Origin of the sequence: Pseudoclavibacter soli DSM 23366 (assembly GCF_000423505.1) — a bacterium.
GTDB classification, from domain to species: domain Bacteria; phylum Actinomycetota; class Actinomycetes; order Actinomycetales; family Microbacteriaceae; genus Pseudoclavibacter_A; species Pseudoclavibacter_A soli.
The window spans coordinates 269595-285678 of sequence record NZ_AUIC01000003.1; the positions used below are offsets into that span (position 1 = coordinate 269595).

General features: G+C 66.2%; 14 protein-coding genes and 2 pseudogenes. 8 read left to right on the forward strand and 8 right to left on the reverse strand.

Going from position 1 to position 16084, the window contains the following annotated elements; genetic code table 11:
- Position 1: 1 nt before the first annotated feature.
- The 3 genes from G557_RS0101265 to G557_RS10855 all read right to left on the reverse strand — a co-directional run bounded on the left by G557_RS0101265 (position 2) and on the right by G557_RS10855 (position 2497).
- Positions 2–961 (reverse strand): transporter substrate-binding domain-containing protein, encoded by a 960-nt coding sequence (locus G557_RS0101265; RefSeq protein WP_051224022.1) that lies wholly within the window; start codon positions 959–961, stop codon positions 2–4.
- Between the two features lie 68 nt (positions 962–1029).
- Entirely contained in the window at positions 1030–1854 is an 825-nt protein-coding gene (locus G557_RS10850) for a nitrilase-related carbon-nitrogen hydrolase (RefSeq protein WP_051224024.1), read from the reverse strand.
- Entirely contained in the window at positions 1847–2497 is a 651-nt protein-coding gene (locus tag G557_RS10855) for an RraA family protein (protein ID WP_051224025.1), read from the reverse strand. Before G557_RS10855 ends, G557_RS10850 begins: the two co-directional genes overlap by 8 nt.
- Before the next feature lie 558 nt (positions 2498–3055).
- Here G557_RS10855 and ygiD point away from each other — a divergent pair.
- From ygiD to G557_RS10860, 6 genes are all read left to right on the forward strand, one after another.
- Positions 3056–3877, forward strand: coding sequence for a 4,5-DOPA-extradiol-dioxygenase (gene ygiD / locus G557_RS0101280; RefSeq protein ID WP_028244662.1), 822 nt, complete (start codon positions 3056–3058; stop codon positions 3875–3877).
- Positions 3878–3988: 111 nt separating this feature from the next.
- Positions 3989–4993, forward strand: a complete 1005-nt coding sequence (fepB, locus tag G557_RS0101285; RefSeq protein WP_211220498.1) for a Fe2+-enterobactin ABC transporter substrate-binding protein — start codon at positions 3989–3991, stop codon at positions 4991–4993.
- 2 nt (positions 4994–4995) lie between these two features.
- A complete protein-coding gene (locus G557_RS0101290) occupies positions 4996–6093 on the forward strand; it encodes a FecCD family ABC transporter permease (protein ID WP_211220499.1) in 1098 nt (365 codons plus the stop codon).
- Complete coding sequence (locus tag G557_RS0101295) at positions 6090–7166, forward strand: FecCD family ABC transporter permease (RefSeq protein ID WP_245542738.1); 1077 nt, start codon at positions 6090–6092, stop codon at positions 7164–7166. The genes G557_RS0101290 and G557_RS0101295 overlap by 4 nt, the downstream gene beginning before the upstream one ends.
- Positions 7163–7984, forward strand: a complete 822-nt coding sequence (locus G557_RS0101300; protein ID WP_245542739.1) for an ABC transporter ATP-binding protein — start codon at positions 7163–7165, stop codon at positions 7982–7984. The genes G557_RS0101295 and G557_RS0101300 overlap by 4 nt, the downstream gene beginning before the upstream one ends.
- Positions 7974–9158: an alpha/beta hydrolase-fold protein gene (locus G557_RS10860; protein WP_036960255.1), complete on the forward strand. Its 1185-nt coding sequence runs from the start codon at positions 7974–7976 to the stop codon at positions 9156–9158. The genes G557_RS0101300 and G557_RS10860 overlap by 11 nt, the downstream gene beginning before the upstream one ends.
- A 7-nt stretch (positions 9159–9165) precedes the next feature.
- Here the strand turns inward: G557_RS10860 and G557_RS10865 are convergent, their stop codons facing one another.
- Positions 9166–9912, reverse strand: coding sequence for a siderophore-interacting protein (locus G557_RS10865; RefSeq protein ID WP_051224027.1), 747 nt, complete (start codon positions 9910–9912; stop codon positions 9166–9168).
- Complete coding sequence (locus tag G557_RS0101310; RefSeq protein ID WP_028244667.1) at positions 9912–10595, reverse strand: TetR/AcrR family transcriptional regulator C-terminal domain-containing protein; 684 nt, start codon at positions 10593–10595, stop codon at positions 9912–9914. The genes G557_RS10865 and G557_RS0101310 overlap by 1 nt, the downstream gene beginning before the upstream one ends.
- 271 nt (positions 10596–10866) lie before the next feature.
- Here G557_RS0101310 and nudC point away from each other — a divergent pair, with 271 nt between their 5' ends.
- Positions 10867–11886, forward strand: a complete 1020-nt coding sequence (gene nudC, locus G557_RS10870; RefSeq protein ID WP_051224028.1) for an NAD(+) diphosphatase — start codon at positions 10867–10869, stop codon at positions 11884–11886.
- A 167-nt stretch (positions 11887–12053) separates the two neighbouring features.
- On the opposite strand, the gene G557_RS10875 is transcribed toward nudC, so the two are convergent.
- Both G557_RS10875 and G557_RS10880 read right to left on the reverse strand, forming a co-directional pair.
- Entirely contained in the window at positions 12054–12629 is a 576-nt protein-coding gene (locus G557_RS10875; protein ID WP_051224029.1) for a PhzF family phenazine biosynthesis protein, read from the reverse strand.
- Positions 12630–12699: 70 nt separating this feature from the next.
- Positions 12700–13899, reverse strand: a pseudogene (locus G557_RS10880) (IS3 family transposase).
- Between the two features lie 37 nt (positions 13900–13936).
- On the opposite strand from G557_RS10880, the pseudogene G557_RS10890 reads away from it, so the two are divergent.
- Positions 13937–15242 (forward strand): annotated as a pseudogene (locus G557_RS10890) (ISL3 family transposase).
- 50 nt (positions 15243–15292) lie between these two features.
- Here the strand turns inward: G557_RS10890 and G557_RS0101340 are convergent.
- Complete coding sequence (locus G557_RS0101340) at positions 15293–16024, reverse strand: VIT1/CCC1 transporter family protein (protein WP_028244668.1); 732 nt, start codon at positions 16022–16024, stop codon at positions 15293–15295.
- Positions 16025–16084: the final 60 nt, after the last annotated feature.

Sequence of the window (16084 nt, forward strand, 5' to 3'; positions counted from 1 at the left end):
GTCAGCCGTCCTTGCGTGCAAGGTTCAGGCCCGGCGCCTCGAGCTTCTGCTTGTCGAGCCCGGCCTCATCGAAGATCTGTCCGTACACCCCTGCGTCGAAGACCTGCTGGAACGCCTGCACGAGGGTGTCCCCGAGCGACGAGCCCTTGGGCACGATCATGCCCTGGTAGAGCCCGTCGAAGCCGTTGGCGGCCTCAGTGCCCGCAACTTCCAGCGAGTCATCTGAAGTCTTGGCATAGTACTGCAGCGCCGCGCCTGAGCCGAAGAAGGCATCCGCGCGGTTGGATTTGACCGCGAGCGCGCCATCGGCGATTGCCTTCAGCGGCACAATGTTGACCGCTTCTTTGCCCTCCTGCGTGCACTTGTCTGACTGATCGACCAGCACTTGATACGCCGAGCCGGCACCAGCCGGCCCCAGCGCCGCGATGGATGCACCGCAAACGTCATCGATGCTGTTGATGCTCTTCGGGTTACCCGAGGGCACGAGGAAGGGCACGATCTCTTTGTTCACGTCGACGACGTCGACCTTCTCAGATTTTCCGGTGTCACCGTAGGGGCTGAAGCCAACGTCATATCGACCGGCAGACACTGCGGCGAACGCCCCGGCGAGATCGTTCATCGGTGTGTACTCGACTTTCACGCCGAGAACCGTGCCGAGTGCGTTCAGCAAGTCTGGGGCCACGCCCTGATAGGAGTCGCCGTCTTTGAGGTACCAGGGCGGGTTGGCGCCTGGCATCACGACCTTCAGCGTTCCCGACTCTTTGACGCTGTCTGGTAGGGCATCATGCAGACTCTGATCGAGACTGAGGATGCTCGACGCCACCGACGTTGCGTCACTGTCCGAGGATGAGCCGAGCGCGCATCCTGACGCGGCGACCGAGACCGCGGCGGCGATCGCAGTAGCGAACAGGATGCGGCTGGTGCGGTGACGCGGGCGGGCGACGGGGGATTTCGGGGTCATGGTGTTGCCTCTCTGAATGAATTTGTGAAGGGGGATGTAGTGGTTGGATGGGAAAATCAGTCGGTCGACTACTCGAAGATCGTGGGTGCCTGTCGTGGCACGGGATCTATGGCGAAACGTCGCTGCCGCAGCAGCGGCATCGCGGCGCGGGTCTGCTCCAGCAGCCCCAGATCAAAGGTGCAGGTGAACTCGCCGATCTCATGCCCCAGCCCGGCACGGCAGACGCCGTCGGGGCCGATGGCTGCGCTCAGCCCGATGCGGTTGCCGCCGGTCTGGCCAACGCCCAGCACGAAGCACGTGTTCTCTACTGCCCGGGCACGCAGCAGCAGGTTCCAGTGATCTTCTTTGTTTGCCCCGCGCACCCAAGACGTAGGAACGACCAACACCTCGGCACCTCGGTCAGCGAGCACTCGACTGGTCTCTGGAAAGCGCAGGTCGTAGCAGTTCTGCAGCCCGATACGCACACCGGCGACCGTGAACGGCTCCGGAGCGGCGTCTCCCGGGAGAATGCCTTTCGACTCTCGACTGGTATGTGCGTCGTAGAGGTGAAGCTTGTGATAGAAGGCAGTCATCTCACCGTCACGCATCGCCACCAGCGTGTTGCGCCGACGCTCGCTGCCCTGAACTCGCTCGATCATGCCGAACACCACCGTGAGGTTCATGCCGTGCGTCGTGCGGGCGATCGCGTGAGCGAACCCGTCATCGAGGCTCTCGGCAACACAGCGCTGAGTAGGATCGTCGGTTCGACTGGCGGCCGTCTCTGGGAGCACCAGCAGGTCAACACCGTCTGCTTCGGCGCGGGCGATCATCGGCAGCACCGTGCGGAGGTTCTCCTTGGGGTCGTGCGCCGAGTGCGGCTGCACGCCACGGATCACGATTGAACGGTCAGTCATGGTCGGCTCCCGACAGTTCGGCGAACTCGCGTTCGTCGCGCAGGGCCTGCCCCAGCCAGTCGTTGCGTGCCATGCGTTCCTCCATGGCCTCAAGACGCTCGATCATCTGCAGAGCTCGACGCTGGGGCACCACCGCCACGCCGTCGGCATCCCCAAAGACAATGTCGCCGCTGCACACAGCCACGCCACCCACGCTGACCGGTACGCCGATCTCGCCCTCGAGGCGCTGAATGCGGCTGGTGAGCGGTGTGGCGCCACGCGAATACACCGGAAAGTCGAGCTCACTGATCTCGCCGACGTCATTCGTGCTGCCATCGACGATCGCGGCCACAGCACCCTTGTGCTGGGCGACCGCGGCAACGGTACCACCGAAGCTCGAGCGCAGCTCGTCGCCTGACTGGTCGACGACCACGACGTCACCCGGCTGCACCAGGCTGAGCGCGCGGTGCACCGCAGTCGAGTCGACGTGCGGCATGTGCACAGTGAGCGCGACGCCGGCGAAAGGCTTGGTACCGGCCACCCGGCGCAGCCCTCGTGGAAACCCAAAGTCGGTCACATGCCCGAGCGAGGCGACCTCGACGTCGAGAAACCTTCGGACGAGGCCTGAGTCTGGTCTCTCGAAGGGTGGTGCGGTGTAGAACACTGATGCTCCTTTCGTCACGAGCAGGAACATCATCGGCACCGCGAAAGACACCGGTCAAGCGGGTTTGCTACTGATCAATAGTTTTACATTGCGGTAATAGTCGACACACGAACGTCACCTCAGATGAGCCCAAAAGCGCCTCGTTTTCACGCTGCCGAAACACCCGAGAAACAGCTTGGGCGTAGGGCTCACCACGAGCCGTCGCCGAGGGGGGTGAAAACCGGCCGCAGGGGTGAACCCCCTTCACCCCCACCGCACATTCGGCTGATCCTTCACCCCCACTGCACACGCTCCTCATGGGTGACGCAGCGTCACCCCTGCCGCACACACACCCTCAGCACCTGCCCCACACGCACCCTCAGCACCTGCATTTCACCGCTTTCACCCTCGCCCGCATGATTTCGGCACAACAGCCACTCCAAAGGTGAAATCGTGCTCAGCCGAGTGAAAACGCGCACGGACCCTAACGCCAGACCCCGACACGCCGCACAAACACCCGGGAATTATTTGACGCTGCAAGTATGTTGCATGTAGTGACGGCATCCTGAGAGGACAGATATGTACAGCATCAGCGACCTTGAGAACCGGCTCGTTCCCTCCGAACGCATGCCCGTGCTGTTCGTCGGGCATGGCACGCCCATGAACGCCATCCAAGACAACGAGTACTCGCGCACTTGGACCGCGCTCGGCCGCGAACTGCCCAAGCCTCAGGCAATCATCGTCATCTCGGCACACTGGCTCACCCAAGGTGGCACGGCCATCACTGACGCACCCAAGAACCCGATCATCTACGACTTCTACGGTTTCCCGCCGGAGCTCTACAACGTGAAGTACGACACCAAGGGCGATCACGACGTCGCTCAGCTGGTTGCCAAGCAGCTGCTCGATGACATGGAGCGCTACGAGATTGCGCTGGATCACCAATGGGGCCTTGATCACGGCACATGGAGCGTGCTGAAATGGCTGTCGCCACACCCGAGTGTGCCGGTGCTGCAGATCTCGATCGACTACTCGTTGCCCCTGCCGAAACTGTATGAACTATTCACCCGGCTGCGCCGCCTGCGCGACCACGGGGTGATCTTCATCGGTTCGGGCAACATCGTGCACTCGCTGCGCGCCATGCGTAACGACGGAGCCACCTGGGATTGGGCCGCGGAGTTCGACCACATCGCACAAGAGGCTATCGAACACCGCGACCTCGACGTGCTACTCGACCCGTTCACCGCCTCGCCGAGCGCTCGACTGTCGATTCCTACCGACGACCACTACCGGCCGCTGATCACCGCGCTGTCACTGCTCCACCCCGACGAGCAGCTGCACTATTTCAACGAGTCGATCGACCTCGGCTCGGTGAGCATGCGCAGCTTCGTCACCGCCTGAGCGGCCGCGCTCTGCGCAGCGGCGTGTCAGATCGACTGAAATTAGTTAGGCATGCCTGAGCGAGTGGATGCTAGCATGGGTGCGTTTTGTACCTCCCCAGAAAGGACACTCATGCGCATCACCAAGATGGCGGTCTCCCTCTCTGCGATCGCGGTCACCGCCGCGCTCGCTCTGACCGGCTGCTCAGCATCCAGCACCGACAGTGATTCGTCGGCCTCAGCAACTGACTCGACCACCTGGCCGCTGACCGTCACCGACGACGCCGGCCACGAGGTGACCCTCGACAAGCAGCCCGAGCGCATCGCCAACACCGCACTGAGCGTCACTGGCACCCTGCTCGCCATTGATGCACCAGTGGTCGCCACTGCTGCGACCTCGGTCAGCAGCATCACCGATGACAAGGGCTTCTTCTCGCAGTGGGCCTCGGTCGCTGACGAGCGCGGTGTCGAGGTGCTCTACCCTGACCTGACCTTCGACCTCGAGAGCGTGATCGCTGCCGACCCCGACCTGATCATCGTCTCCACCTCGGGTGCCGACTCGGTGTACGAAGATCACTACGACGAGCTCACTGCTCAGGGCATTCCGGTGTACGTGGCCAACTACGGCTCGAACTCGTGGGAAGATCTGGCGCTCGACTTCGGCAAACTGACCGGCCACTCCGCTGACGCTCAGCAGGCCATCGACGACTTCGACGCATACGCTGCCGAGGCCGCAGACAAGATCACCGTGCCTGAGGGCAGCACCTCGATCGTGAGCTTCAACGGTGCCGGCAAAGAGAGCGGCATTGCCAAGAAGACCAGCGCACAGGCAGACATCCTGACCAAGCTCGGCTTCGATGTCGTCGAGGCCGATGCCGATCTCGACACCAGCACGCAGGTACGCCAAGATTTCGCGTTCGTCACCTACGAGAACCTGTCGAAGGCCATCACCGGCCAGACCGTCTTCACCCTGAGCGACGACGGCGCCAAGGTCGACCAGCTCAAGGCCGATGCCACCCTCGCCAACCTCGACGCCGTCACCGCCGGCCAGGTCTACCCGCTGGGCGCCACGAGCTTCCGCATCGACCCATACAGCGGCCGCCAGGTCATCGATCAGGTCGTCTCCGACCTCTCCTGATCGTGAGCACCCCGCAGCCCCTCGCTGACGTGACGGCCAACTCCCGGCCACCACGTCGCGATGCTGCACCCTCGGGTCGGGGCGCGCTGCTTCGGCACGCCTCGACCCGAGCCCTCTCACTGCTGCTGGCCGCCGCACTGCTGGTGCTGTTGGCCGCGGCCGGCCTGTTCGTCGGCTCCCGATCGATTCCGATCGCCGACGTCTGGGCCGCGCTGTTCTCCCCCTCCGATCAGCTGACCGATGATGGGCTGATCGTGCAGCTGGTGCGCGTGCCGCGCGCCGTGCTCGGCATCTTCGTCGGACTCGCCTTAGGTGTCGCAGGTGCACTCATGCAGGGTCTGACGCGCAACCCACTGGCCGAACCGGGCATCCTTGGTGTCAACGCCGGTGCCGCAGCGGCGGTGATCGCCGCCATGGTCTGGTTCGGTGCGCGTCAACCACTCCAGCACTTCGCGGCCGCCTTCGTCGGCGCAGCCGCAGCCACGGCCCTGGTCTACCTATTGGGGGGCATCGCACGATCCACCACCGATCCGGTGCGCTTGGTGCTCGCCGGCGCAGGCCTCGCCGTCGTCTTCTCCGCATTCACACGCATCCTGCTGCTCAGCGCGCCCGAAGACGTCTACGACAGCTACCGTGTCTGGGTAACCGGCAGCTTGCAGGGGCGCGGCTGGGATGTCACCCTGATCACCGCAGCCGTCGCGGTCGTCGGCCTCATCGCCGCCTGGCTGCTGGCCCCGCAGTTGAACGCCGCCTCGCTCGGCGACGAGTTGGGCCGCGCACTCGGCGTCAACCGCACCCTCACCTGGACGATCGCCGGCATCGCCCTGTTCGCGCTTGCCGGTGCCGCCACTGCAGCGGCCGGCCCGATCGCTTTCATCGGCCTTGCCGCCCCCAACATCGCCCGCCTCATCGTGGGCCCCGACTACCGCTGGTTGATCCCGGCATCGGCCGTGGGCGCCGCGCTGCTGGTCACACTCGCCGACGTGGTCGGCCGCATCATCGTGCCACCGGGCGAGATCGAGGTCGGCGTTATGGCCGCCGTCATCGGTGCTCCTGTGTTCATCGCGCTGGTTCGCAGACAACGGATGGCCAAACTGTGAACGCCGTCACCGAACCTCCCAGCCTGCGCACGTCGAGTTCCCGGGTGCACCCCACCGGGCAGGTGCATCGTGGCCGCCTCAGTGTGATCTGGCGCCCGCGTGCCGTGATCGTCGGAGCGGTAGCTCTCGCCACCGCCTTCGTGCTGGGCGTGTTCGTGATGGGTGTGGGCAAGATCGAACTCGCCCCGACGGAGATTCTCAGCGCCCTGTTCGGCCAGGCCGACAAGCGCACCACCACGGTGGTGGTCGGCATCCGGCTGCCTCGGGTAGTCACTGCGGCGGCCGTGGGCTGCGCGCTGGGGGTCGCGGGCGCCGTCTTCCAAAGCATCTCGCGCAACGCACTCGGCTCGCCCGATGTGATCGGGTTCACCTCAGGCGCTGCGGCCGGCGCCGCCGTGCAGATCGTGGTGCTCGGCCCGGGCCTGGTGGCCACACCGGTCGCCGCAGTCGTCGGCGGTGCGGTCACCGCCGTGATCGTCTACCTGCTCAGCCGCCAGCGCGGCACGACCGGAGGCTACCGCATCGTGCTCGTCGGCATCGGTGTGGGCGCGCTGGCCGATGCGCTCACCCGCATCGTGCTGGTGCGCGGCGACATCGATCGCGCAGTCTCGGCCGAGGTGTGGCTGAGCGGTTCGCTCTCTTCGCGCTCGTGGTCTGACGCCCTCGTCGTGGCCATCGGGCTGGCCTCAGCATGGCCGATCATCCTGTGGCTCGGCCGCCCGCTCGCCTTGATGGAAATGGGTGACGCCAGCGCGCGCCAGCTCGGCGTGCACGTCGAAGCCACCCGAGGTGTGCTGATGCTCGCCGGGGTGGTGCTCACCGCCACCGCGGTCGCCGCCGCCGGCCCCATCGCCTTCATCGCCCTGGCCGCCCCGCAGATCGCCGCGCGCCTGTCAGCCACCGATCACCCGCCGTTGGTCACCGCCGGGCTCACCGGCGCGGCCCTGCTGATCGGCGCCGATCTGCTGGCCCTGCATCTGCCCGCCGGCAGCCGCATCCCGATCGGCGTGGTCACCGGCCTGCTCGGCGGCGTCTACCTGATCTGGCTGCTCACGAGAGGAATGCGACGTTGACTGAAACCCTCCCCTCACCCATCGAGACTGCACTGCAGCACGGCCGGCTCATCGTCGACGAGCTCACCACCGGCTACGACGGGCAGCCCGTGCTCGACCACGTGTCGCTGCACGTGCCCGACGGATCGTTCACCGTCATCATCGGCCCCAACGGGTGCGGCAAGTCCACGCTACTGAAGGCCATGGCGGGGCATCTCCCCGCCCACGCTGGCGAGGTGCGCCTTGATGACCAACGCGTGTCGGGCATCCGGCCAAAAGCCCTGGCTCGCCGACTCGCCCTACTGCCGCAGTCGTCAACGGCCCCCGACGGCATCACCGTGGTCGATCTCGTCTCGCGCGGGCGGTTTCCGCACCAGTCGCTGCTACACCAGTGGTCTCGCGACGACGAGGCTGCGGTTACCCGAGCCCTCGAGCTCACCGGGTGCCTCGAGTTCGCCGACCGCCAGGTGCGCTCGCTCAGCGGTGGGCAGCGCCAGCGCGTCTGGATCGCCATGGTGCTCGCCCAAGACACCCCGCTGATGCTGCTCGACGAGCCGACGACCTTTCTCGACATCACCCGCCAGCTCGACGTGCTCACCCTGTGCCGCGATCTGCAGCGTGAGCGCGGTGTCACGCTGGTGGCCGTGCTGCACGATCTCAACCTGGCGTTCCGGTTCGCTACGCACCTGGTCGTGATGCGCGACGGCTCGGTGATCGCCGAGGGGGCCCCTGCCGACATCGTCACGCCTGAGCTGGTCGCCGACGCCTTCGACCTCGACGCACGCGTGCTGCCCGACCCCGAGACCGGCGCACCAATGGTGATTCCCCGTGAACGCTGATGCTGCGCTGACCAGACTCGCCGCGCTGCACGCCCAGCCACCATGTTCGCGCGTGCGCCTCGGGTTTCCAACCTGTGCGCCAGACACATCGGTGCCCGAGGGCCGTGCGATCGCCGAGTTCACCTGCCGCGCCCCGGGCGTCGATGGCGTGGTGCTGCATGTGCCCGCATTCTTCGACGAGAGGCACCCGCTGGCTGGCCTCATGCATCGCGACGAGCATGACCCCGCGCTGTGGCGCCTGCACCTGAGCGTCGCCGACGACTGGGCTGCCGCCTACACCTTCGTGCCGTTCATCGGGCGCACTCCCGCCTGGGCGGGCCTCGAAAACCGCTACGAGATGGTGCATGCGCTCGAACACGAGGCGGTCATCGACTGCACCAGCCCCTATCGGGTGATTGGTTCCGATGGATGCCCCCGTTCAGTCCGCCTGATGCCGCGCGCCCCACGACTCAGCCAGTGTCTACTGCAGCGCCAGCCAGCACCAGCGACGCGCACCCCCGTCGCCTCGCTGCTCGTGGGGGCCCGGCGCGAACGCGCCGACCTGTATGTGCTCCGCGCTGGCGGCGCCGCGCCCGCCCCACTTCGCCTGCTGACCCTCTTCGACGGCCCGACGTGGGGGCGCGGGCATCTGCTCGAAGTGCTTGCCGCCCTCGTCGAGCACGGGCGGCTGGCCGACACCGCAGTACTGCTGGTCGATTCCGGCAGCAGCGACAAGCGCTGGCGAGATCTCTCGCCCACCGGCAGGGCGGTGACCGCGGCGGTCGACGACTCGCTGCTGGCCGAAGTCGATCGCGCACTGGCAGACCACGACGAGCAGCTTTCGCCCGCGGCGCGCGATCACATTGTGGCCGGGGTGAGTCTTGGCGGCCTGGCCGCACTGCTGGTCGCCGGTGCCGCGCCGCAGCGTTTCGCCCGGGCGATCGCGCTGTCGCCCAGCGTGTGGCGCTATGACTTAGTCGGCTTGCTCGCCGATGCCCTGCACACCTCTGACGAACTGCGCATCGCGGTGAGCGCTGGCCACGACGAGCCCGAGATGCTCGCCTGCGCACGCGATCTGGTCGAGGCGCTGAGGCGACGCACCGCAGGCGATCGCCTGAGCCTCAGCGCCGTGTCGGGCGGGCACGACTGGGCGTGGTGGCAGACACAGCTGGTCACCGAGCTGCTCACGATGTGACTCGCAGCTAGCGCCGCCGCCCCATCTCACGCCCACGCACCCAATAGGCCTGCAGGTACTGCGACTGCTTGCCAAAGCCAAACTCCTTTTTGAGCCGCGCACGCACGTGCCGCAGCACCACCGACTCTGGCGCCACCCAGGCGTACCAGCCTGACCAGTCGCGCGCCTCGATCGCCTGTGCCATCTCCTCTGGCGCGGCCGCGGGCACCCAGTGCACCCGCAGCGCAGGATGCTCGCCCAGCGGAATGTCACGGTCGGCTTCGTCGTGCAGCTGCAAGTAGAGCTCGATGGGAATCTCGCTCGGCACGGTCGCGACAATCGTGCGGATGGCCGGAATCGATGCGGCATCTCCGATGACGAGGTACCCCGCCGGTGGCTCATCCGACACCTCGAAGCGGGATGAGCCGATCGAGGTGAGCGACACCGCATCGCCAGGCTCGGCCTGCTGCGCCCAGGCCGACCCGGGCCCGGCCGGCTCGTGCAGCACGAAGTCAACGGCGAAGTCACCGGCAGCAGGCTCGGCTAGGGCGATCGTGTAGGCGCGCTGGTGCTCGACCTCCGGGTCTGCCGGATCGGGCATCCAAAAGCGCAGCCATGCCGTGGGACAGGCCTCGACCGCGTCGAACAGGGTCTCGGAGTGCAGCCACACCCGCAGATAGTGCGGAGTGATCAGCTGCGTGCTCGTGACCGTCGCGATGTGGTCGTGTGCACCGAATGCGCGCAGCACCGCGCCTTGGAATCCTCGTTTCGCCATTACAGCCCCTTCTGTGCGGTGTGCAGTTGTGCCATGATTTCTGCGATCGGCCGCTCCGGCGGGGCGATGCCGACCAGCCCGCCGACGACTGCCGCGAGCATGAGTCGCGCATATTCGTCAGAGTCGATGTTGGGAAGGCCACTGTGCGCGGCTGCCAGCGTGGCGTCGGAGCGCAGCTGGGCCAGTGCATCCTTGCGCGCAGCATCGAGGCCTTCGCGACGTTCGGCCTGCAGCTGCTCGGCGGCGGCCGACCCGATGACCACGTTCGCAATGGTGCTGCTGAGCACCATGGCTGCGTCGGCAGCGTACCCGCGGCGCTGCAAGGCTGCGATCTCGTCGGCCAGCAGCTGGCGGCCGCTGGCACCCCGCGGAAACAGGGTCTGCAAGTAGGTGCCGAGCCCAGCATGACGCAGCACAAATTGGCGCAGCTGCAGCGCGAACGAGAGCAGGTGCTGGGCACTGTCGTGCGTGGGGTCATCGGTGATGGTGAGGTCGGCAAGGATGCGCTCGCCCACCAGGCGCTCTAGCCCCCAACGCCCGTCGATGTGACGGTAAAGCGCGGCAGCTGTGACGCCCAGCCGCGCAGCCACCGCGTTGAGGCTGAGGTTCTGCAGCCCGATCTCGCAGCCTGCGCGCACAATGTCGTCGGTGTCGATGCGCCGTGGCCGACCCGGTGCGCTCATCTACCCTCCCCAATAAGTTACCCCCACTAACTCTGGCTACGGTAGTACACCTGCTCTGTGGTGGTCAAGGAGTGCGCGGCTGTGGCGGTGCGCAGCGCTATGTCCGCACCCCACGCCGCCCGACCGCAGACATCACGCCGCACCTGCAGACATTCCATTGCACCCGTCCTCCACCCACGGCACACATCGCACAGCCACCCCGTCACCCGCGTGTCACCGGCCCCGCCTAGACTGAGCAGACCGCACGAGTTCTGACCACAGAAAGGTCATCATGAGCGAACGCTCCGCCAGCGATCAAGCCGTCCCCTCCCGCATCCCGCCGCTTGCCCGGCAACCGCTCGACCGCGATGCGCCCACGCGACACGACGACGCGGCGTGGCAGCGCATCCTGACCGAAGACCCCGCCACGCGATTCGTTCTGGTGCGCGATGCACTGGTCGCCGCGGTAGTGCACGATGCGAGCGCGGCGCGCGTGTTCTTCGCCACACGCGAGGTGCTGCCCGAAGGTGGCGAGCCGGTCTACCTTGGGCGCATTACGCCGGATGCCCCAAGCGCCACTGGTCTCCCCTCAGGCACGCCCCTGGTCGGCTGGCTGCTGCCCAGCGCAACAGACTCTGCCGCGGCTGCCGACGATCCGCTCGGCGGCGACTCGGTGTCGAGCTCAGAGTCTCCGCTGGTCTGGCTTGACCTGCGGCGCAGCGTCACCGCGCTCGACCCGGTCGAGTCGTCGACCATCGTGACTGCACTGGCTCTGGCGGCCTGGCATCGCGCCGAACCGTTCTCCCCTGCCACCGGCACGCCCAGCGAAATCGCCGCGGCCGGGTGGGAGCGACGCCTGCCCGGCACCGGCGCTCAGCTGTTTCCGCGCACCGACCCCGCGGTGATCGTGCTCATCACCGATGCCGACGACCGGGTGCTGCTCGGCAACAACGCGCTCTGGCCGCGCGGGTTCTTCTCGCTGTTCGCCGGGTTCGTCGAGGCGGGCGAGAGCGCCGAAGAGGCCGTGCATCGCGAGATCCGCGAAGAGACGGGCCTCGAAGTGTCGCACCTCGAATACCGCCGATCGCAGCCCTGGCCCTATCCACGCTCGCTGATGCTCGGGTTTCGGGCGCGAGTTGCCGAGGGCATCTCGCCCGACAGCGCTCACGAAGACGGCGACGAGATCACCGCAATGCGATGGTTCACCCGCGCCGAGCTGCGCGACCCCGCCCGAGATATCGACCTGCCCGGCCCGGCTGCCCTGGCCAACTGGCTCATTCAGGAATGGCTCGACGAGGTGCCGGCCGACTGATCGGGGCTGCCGCGCGGGCATCCATCGGAGATTGGATGCGCCTGCCGCGCGGGCACGTGCTCCCGCTCGCCAGGCTGCATCACCACTTGCCACCAACGGCACCTCCGCTGACCAACGAGCACACCCCGTGACCAACGAGCACGCGGCGGCGAGCCAACCCGCACCTCTCACGCACCGATGGGCGTAGCGCTTCCGAGCACCGTGATGCCACCTTCAGCGGGAATCACCGCGGTGAGCAGGCTGGGACGCCCCACATGCGCACCCTGGTGGATGGAGATCCGGTCGCCGCCATGGCTGTAGCCGCTGAACCGCAGATAGGCCCCGACCGCGGCGGCAGCCGACCCCGTCGCCGGGTCTTCGGTGATGCGCCCGGCCGGAAACAGGTTGCGCGCCAGAAAGTCATTCGCGGCGGCCTCGTGCAGCACGGTGACCGTTCCGGCCCATCCGCGGGCCTGCTTGAGCTCGGCGACGGCAGGAGGCCAGAACCGAAACTGGTGAAAAACGGTCGCATCGCTCAGCACGAGAATCGGATGCCAGTTGCCGGTGAACACCTCCCGCGGCGGAAACCTCACATCAAGATCGCCTGCCTCGAGCCCGAGCAGGCTCAGCAGCGTCTCGAGTGTTTCGTCTTCGAAATAGCGGATGCTCGGCGCCACACTGGTCATCGCCGCCTCAACACCCCCACTGTGCGTGCTGCTCGTCGTGATCGCAATGGCGCCGGCAGCAGTGTCAAAGGGGCTCATCGCATTTGAGGGTGTAGACATGGTCTGCGCTCGTCAAGTTTGTGAGACAGTTTCTTGTGTCTTTTCTCGGTTACACGGCCAATAGCTGGTCGCGGGTCTCGTACACGATCCGGGCGGTCACCGGCGCGACACCGCCAGCGCGGGCGTTCGGGCGGCGACGGTTATACCAGGACTCGATGTAGTCCATGATCGCGGTACGCGCGTGCATCCGTGTCGGCCAGGACCGCAGGTAGAACATCTCGGTCTTCAAATGCGAGAAAAACGATTCCGCGACCGCATTGTCCCAGCACACCCCAACCTCGCCCATCGACTGGGTGACCCCGTTCGCCGCGCAGAAGCCTGGAACTCGCCCGAGGTATATTGGGCGCCACGATCAGAATGGAAGACCACCACGCCGGTCGTGTCGAGTCGGCCGTGGTCACGGGACATCACGAGCGCATCAATGACGAGACTGGTACGCATGTGCTTGTCAGCACGCCACCCAATGATCTCCCCGTTGAACAAGTCGATCACGGTCGCCAAATACAGCCACCCCTCGTCGGTGCGCAGATACGTGATGTCACCACACAACCGCTGCCCAGGGGCCACGGCGGCGAACTGGCGGTTCCCGAACGCGTCGAGCATGTGATTCTTGATGTGCGCAGTGCGCGCCGCAGGATCGGCAAGTGTGGTCTTCTTGAACGCCCGCACACGGATCGCTCTCAACCCCAGTTCACGCATGATCGCACCTACCGTACCGACAGCGACCTTGATCCCTTCGCCGCGCAGGATCCGCCAAATCTGGTCACGCCCAGCCTTTCCCTCCGCAGCGTCATACACGCGCTTCACATGCCCAGCCAGCAGATCGTGACGCTGCTGGCGCAGTGAGGGCGGCGAGGGCGTGACCCACCGGTAAAACGACGCGCGAGACACCCGAAGCTTGGTGCACATCCACGCGACGGGATAGTTCGCCCTCTCCGCGGCGATGAAACCGAACACCTCGGTCACCGTTGCTTCGCGGCGAAGAAGGCGCTGACTTTTCCCAAAAACTCGATCTCGCGTTTGAGTTCCGCGTTCTCAGCCGGCAACACCTGGTACTTCGCCCACTCCACCGGGCCACGCCCCCGGCCTCATGCTCGGGGTGTTCCTCGCGCCAGGCGCGGACCCAGTTGCCCAGCGTGCCCTCGTTGATCCCCAAATCCGTGGCGCACTGCGCAATCCGGCGCTTCGAGGTGATCACCAGCTCGACCGCGTCAGCCCTGAACTCGGGGGTGTACTTCTTTCGCTCCATGTGAAACAGCTCCTCCTAACAGCTGTCTCAACAAACCATACGGCCGCACCTGCCCGCTGATCTCACGACTTTTTGCCGCCTCGATGAACTCGGTCTGACCGCTACCCGGCAGCAGTTGCTGCCTGATCGTGCGGTTATCGAGTGTCGGGTGAATGAGCCCGACCCCTGGTGCAGGCGTTGCGGGGGCCGAGGGCATCGCCCGAGACACGGTCATCCGCCAGCTCGCCCACGAGCCCTTCGGGCATCGCCCGACCACGCTCCTGATCCGGGTACGCCGATACCAGTGCTCCTGGTGCCGAACGGTGTGGCGAGAAGATACCAGCAAAGCAGCGCCAGAACGTGCGAAGATCTCTCGCGCCGGGGTGCGCTGGGCGTTGGAAGCGCTCGTGCTGGATCACTTCACCGTCGCTCGTGCCGCAGCGAATCTTGGTGTGTCGTGGCATACCGCGAACACCGCAATCCTTGACGACGGGAAACGGCTGCTGCTTGATGACCCTCACCGGTTCGATGGGGTCACCACGATCGGCGTGGATGAGCACTTGTGGCGGCATACTCGCCTGGGCGATAAGTACGTGACCGTGATCATCGATCTCACCCCGGTCCGCCGGAAACGGGGCCCTGCGAGGCTTCTCGGCATGGTTCCAGGCAGATCGAAACAGGTGTTCAGCGACTGGCTCGCCGCGAGAACACAGGCATGGCGTGCTGGGATCGAGGTCGTCGCGACGGACGGGTTCCCCGGGTTCAAAAGCGCCGCCCAGGAGATGCTGCCTGACGCGGTCGAGGTGATGGACCCGTTCCATGTCGTCCAGCTCGCCGGTGACGCGCTCGATCGAGTGCGGCAGCGGGTGCAGCAGGAAACGCTCGGGCATCGCGGCCGTCGGGGTGATCCGCTCTACGGGGTCCGTCGCGTGCTGCGCACCGGGAAAGCGTTCCTCACCCCGAGGCAGCAGGCTCGGCTCGATCAGGTGTTCGCGGACCCTGCGCACGCGGACGCGTGGCGGGCGTGGCGGGTCTACCAGCAAGTCGTTGCTGCGTACCGTGAGAAATTCCCGGCCAATGGTCGGCGCAGACTCCGCGAGCTGATCGATGTCGTGAAAGCCACGACTCCGGCCTGGTTCACCGAGCTCCGCAAGCTCGCGTACACGCTCGACCGGCGCCGGCAGGACATCCTCGCGTACTTTGATCATCCGGGGACATCGAACGGCCCGACCGAAGCGATCAACGGCAGGCTCGAGCATCTCCGCGGGTCCGCGTTGGGGTTTCGGAACCTGACTCGCTACATCGCAAGGTCACTGCTCGAGGCCGGCGGCTTCAGACCACGCCTACACCATCAAATACGATGAGCCGGTGAAATCCGGCACACGCCGTTGAGATCGTGCACACACCCGACAGCTCACGCTGTCAACGTGCCGAATGCACTGCCTACGCCATACGTCACCGCCATGGTGATCAGCCCCATCCCCACATTTCGCAGGATGGCGCGCAGCCGCGGCGCATCCCCCAGACGTGCGCTGACGGCGCCAGTCAGCAGCAGCGCGAAGGCCACGCCCGCGATAGTCGCCCACACACGTGCGGCGTCTCCCAGCGGCAGCAGGATGATGACGAACGGGATCAGTGCCCCCACAGTGAACGCCAGAAAGGAGGAAGCCGCCGCCGCCCAGGGATTGGTGTAGTCGTCAGGGTCGATGCCGAGTTCGGCATCCGCATGAGCTCGCAGGGCATCATGCTCGGTGAGCTCCTTCGCCACCTGCTCAGCGACCGAGCGGGAGAGCCCGCGCCGCTGATAGATGTCGGTCAGCTCCTCGAGCTCCTCAGCAGGCATGGTGTCCAGCTCCCAGCGCTCTTTGGCGATCAGCGCTTTCTCGGTATCCCGCTGGGTGCTCACCGAGACATATTCGCCACCCGCCATTGAGAATGCACCGGCCACGATCGCGGCCAGCCCCGCCGTGGCGATGGCCGTCGTGCTCGTCGTGGCACCGGCGACGCCGATCACCGTTCCAGCCACGGACACGATGCCATCGTTGGCACCGAGCACACCGGCCCGCAGCCAGTTCAGCCGCCCGCCGATCGACCCTCCGTGAGCCTCGCCCTGGTGCGCAGTCGCGGCGCCTGATCCTGCTGACATGAGACATCCTCCCCGGCCGGGAGGGACAGTCTGCGCTGTCAGTTCTCATTCCCGAGCACT

Excerpts from the sequence above, each read along its gene's own strand:
- ygiD (WP_028244662.1), top strand. The coding sequence starts at position 3,056 with ATGTACAGCATCAGCGACCTTGAGAACCGGCTCGTTCCCTCCGAACGC.
- G557_RS10850 (WP_051224024.1), bottom strand. The coding sequence starts at position 1,854 with ATGACTGACCGTTCAATCGTGATCCGTGGCGTGCAGCCGCACTCGGCG.
- G557_RS0101340 (WP_028244668.1), bottom strand. The coding sequence starts at position 16,024 with ATGTCAGCAGGATCAGGCGCCGCGACTGCGCACCAGGGCGAGGCTCAC.
- G557_RS10865 (WP_051224027.1), bottom strand. The coding sequence starts at position 9,912 with ATGGCGAAACGAGGATTCCAAGGCGCGGTGCTGCGCGCATTCGGTGCA.
- nudC (WP_051224028.1), top strand. The coding sequence starts at position 10,867 with ATGAGCGAACGCTCCGCCAGCGATCAAGCCGTCCCCTCCCGCATCCCG.
- G557_RS0101265 (WP_051224022.1), bottom strand. The coding sequence starts at position 961 with ATGACCCCGAAATCCCCCGTCGCCCGCCCGCGTCACCGCACCAGCCGC.
- fepB (WP_211220498.1), top strand. The coding sequence starts at position 3,989 with ATGCGCATCACCAAGATGGCGGTCTCCCTCTCTGCGATCGCGGTCACC.
- G557_RS10875 (WP_051224029.1), bottom strand. The coding sequence starts at position 12,629 with ATGAGCCCCTTTGACACTGCTGCCGGCGCCATTGCGATCACGACGAGC.
- G557_RS0101310 (WP_028244667.1), bottom strand. The coding sequence starts at position 10,595 with ATGAGCGCACCGGGTCGGCCACGGCGCATCGACACCGACGACATTGTG.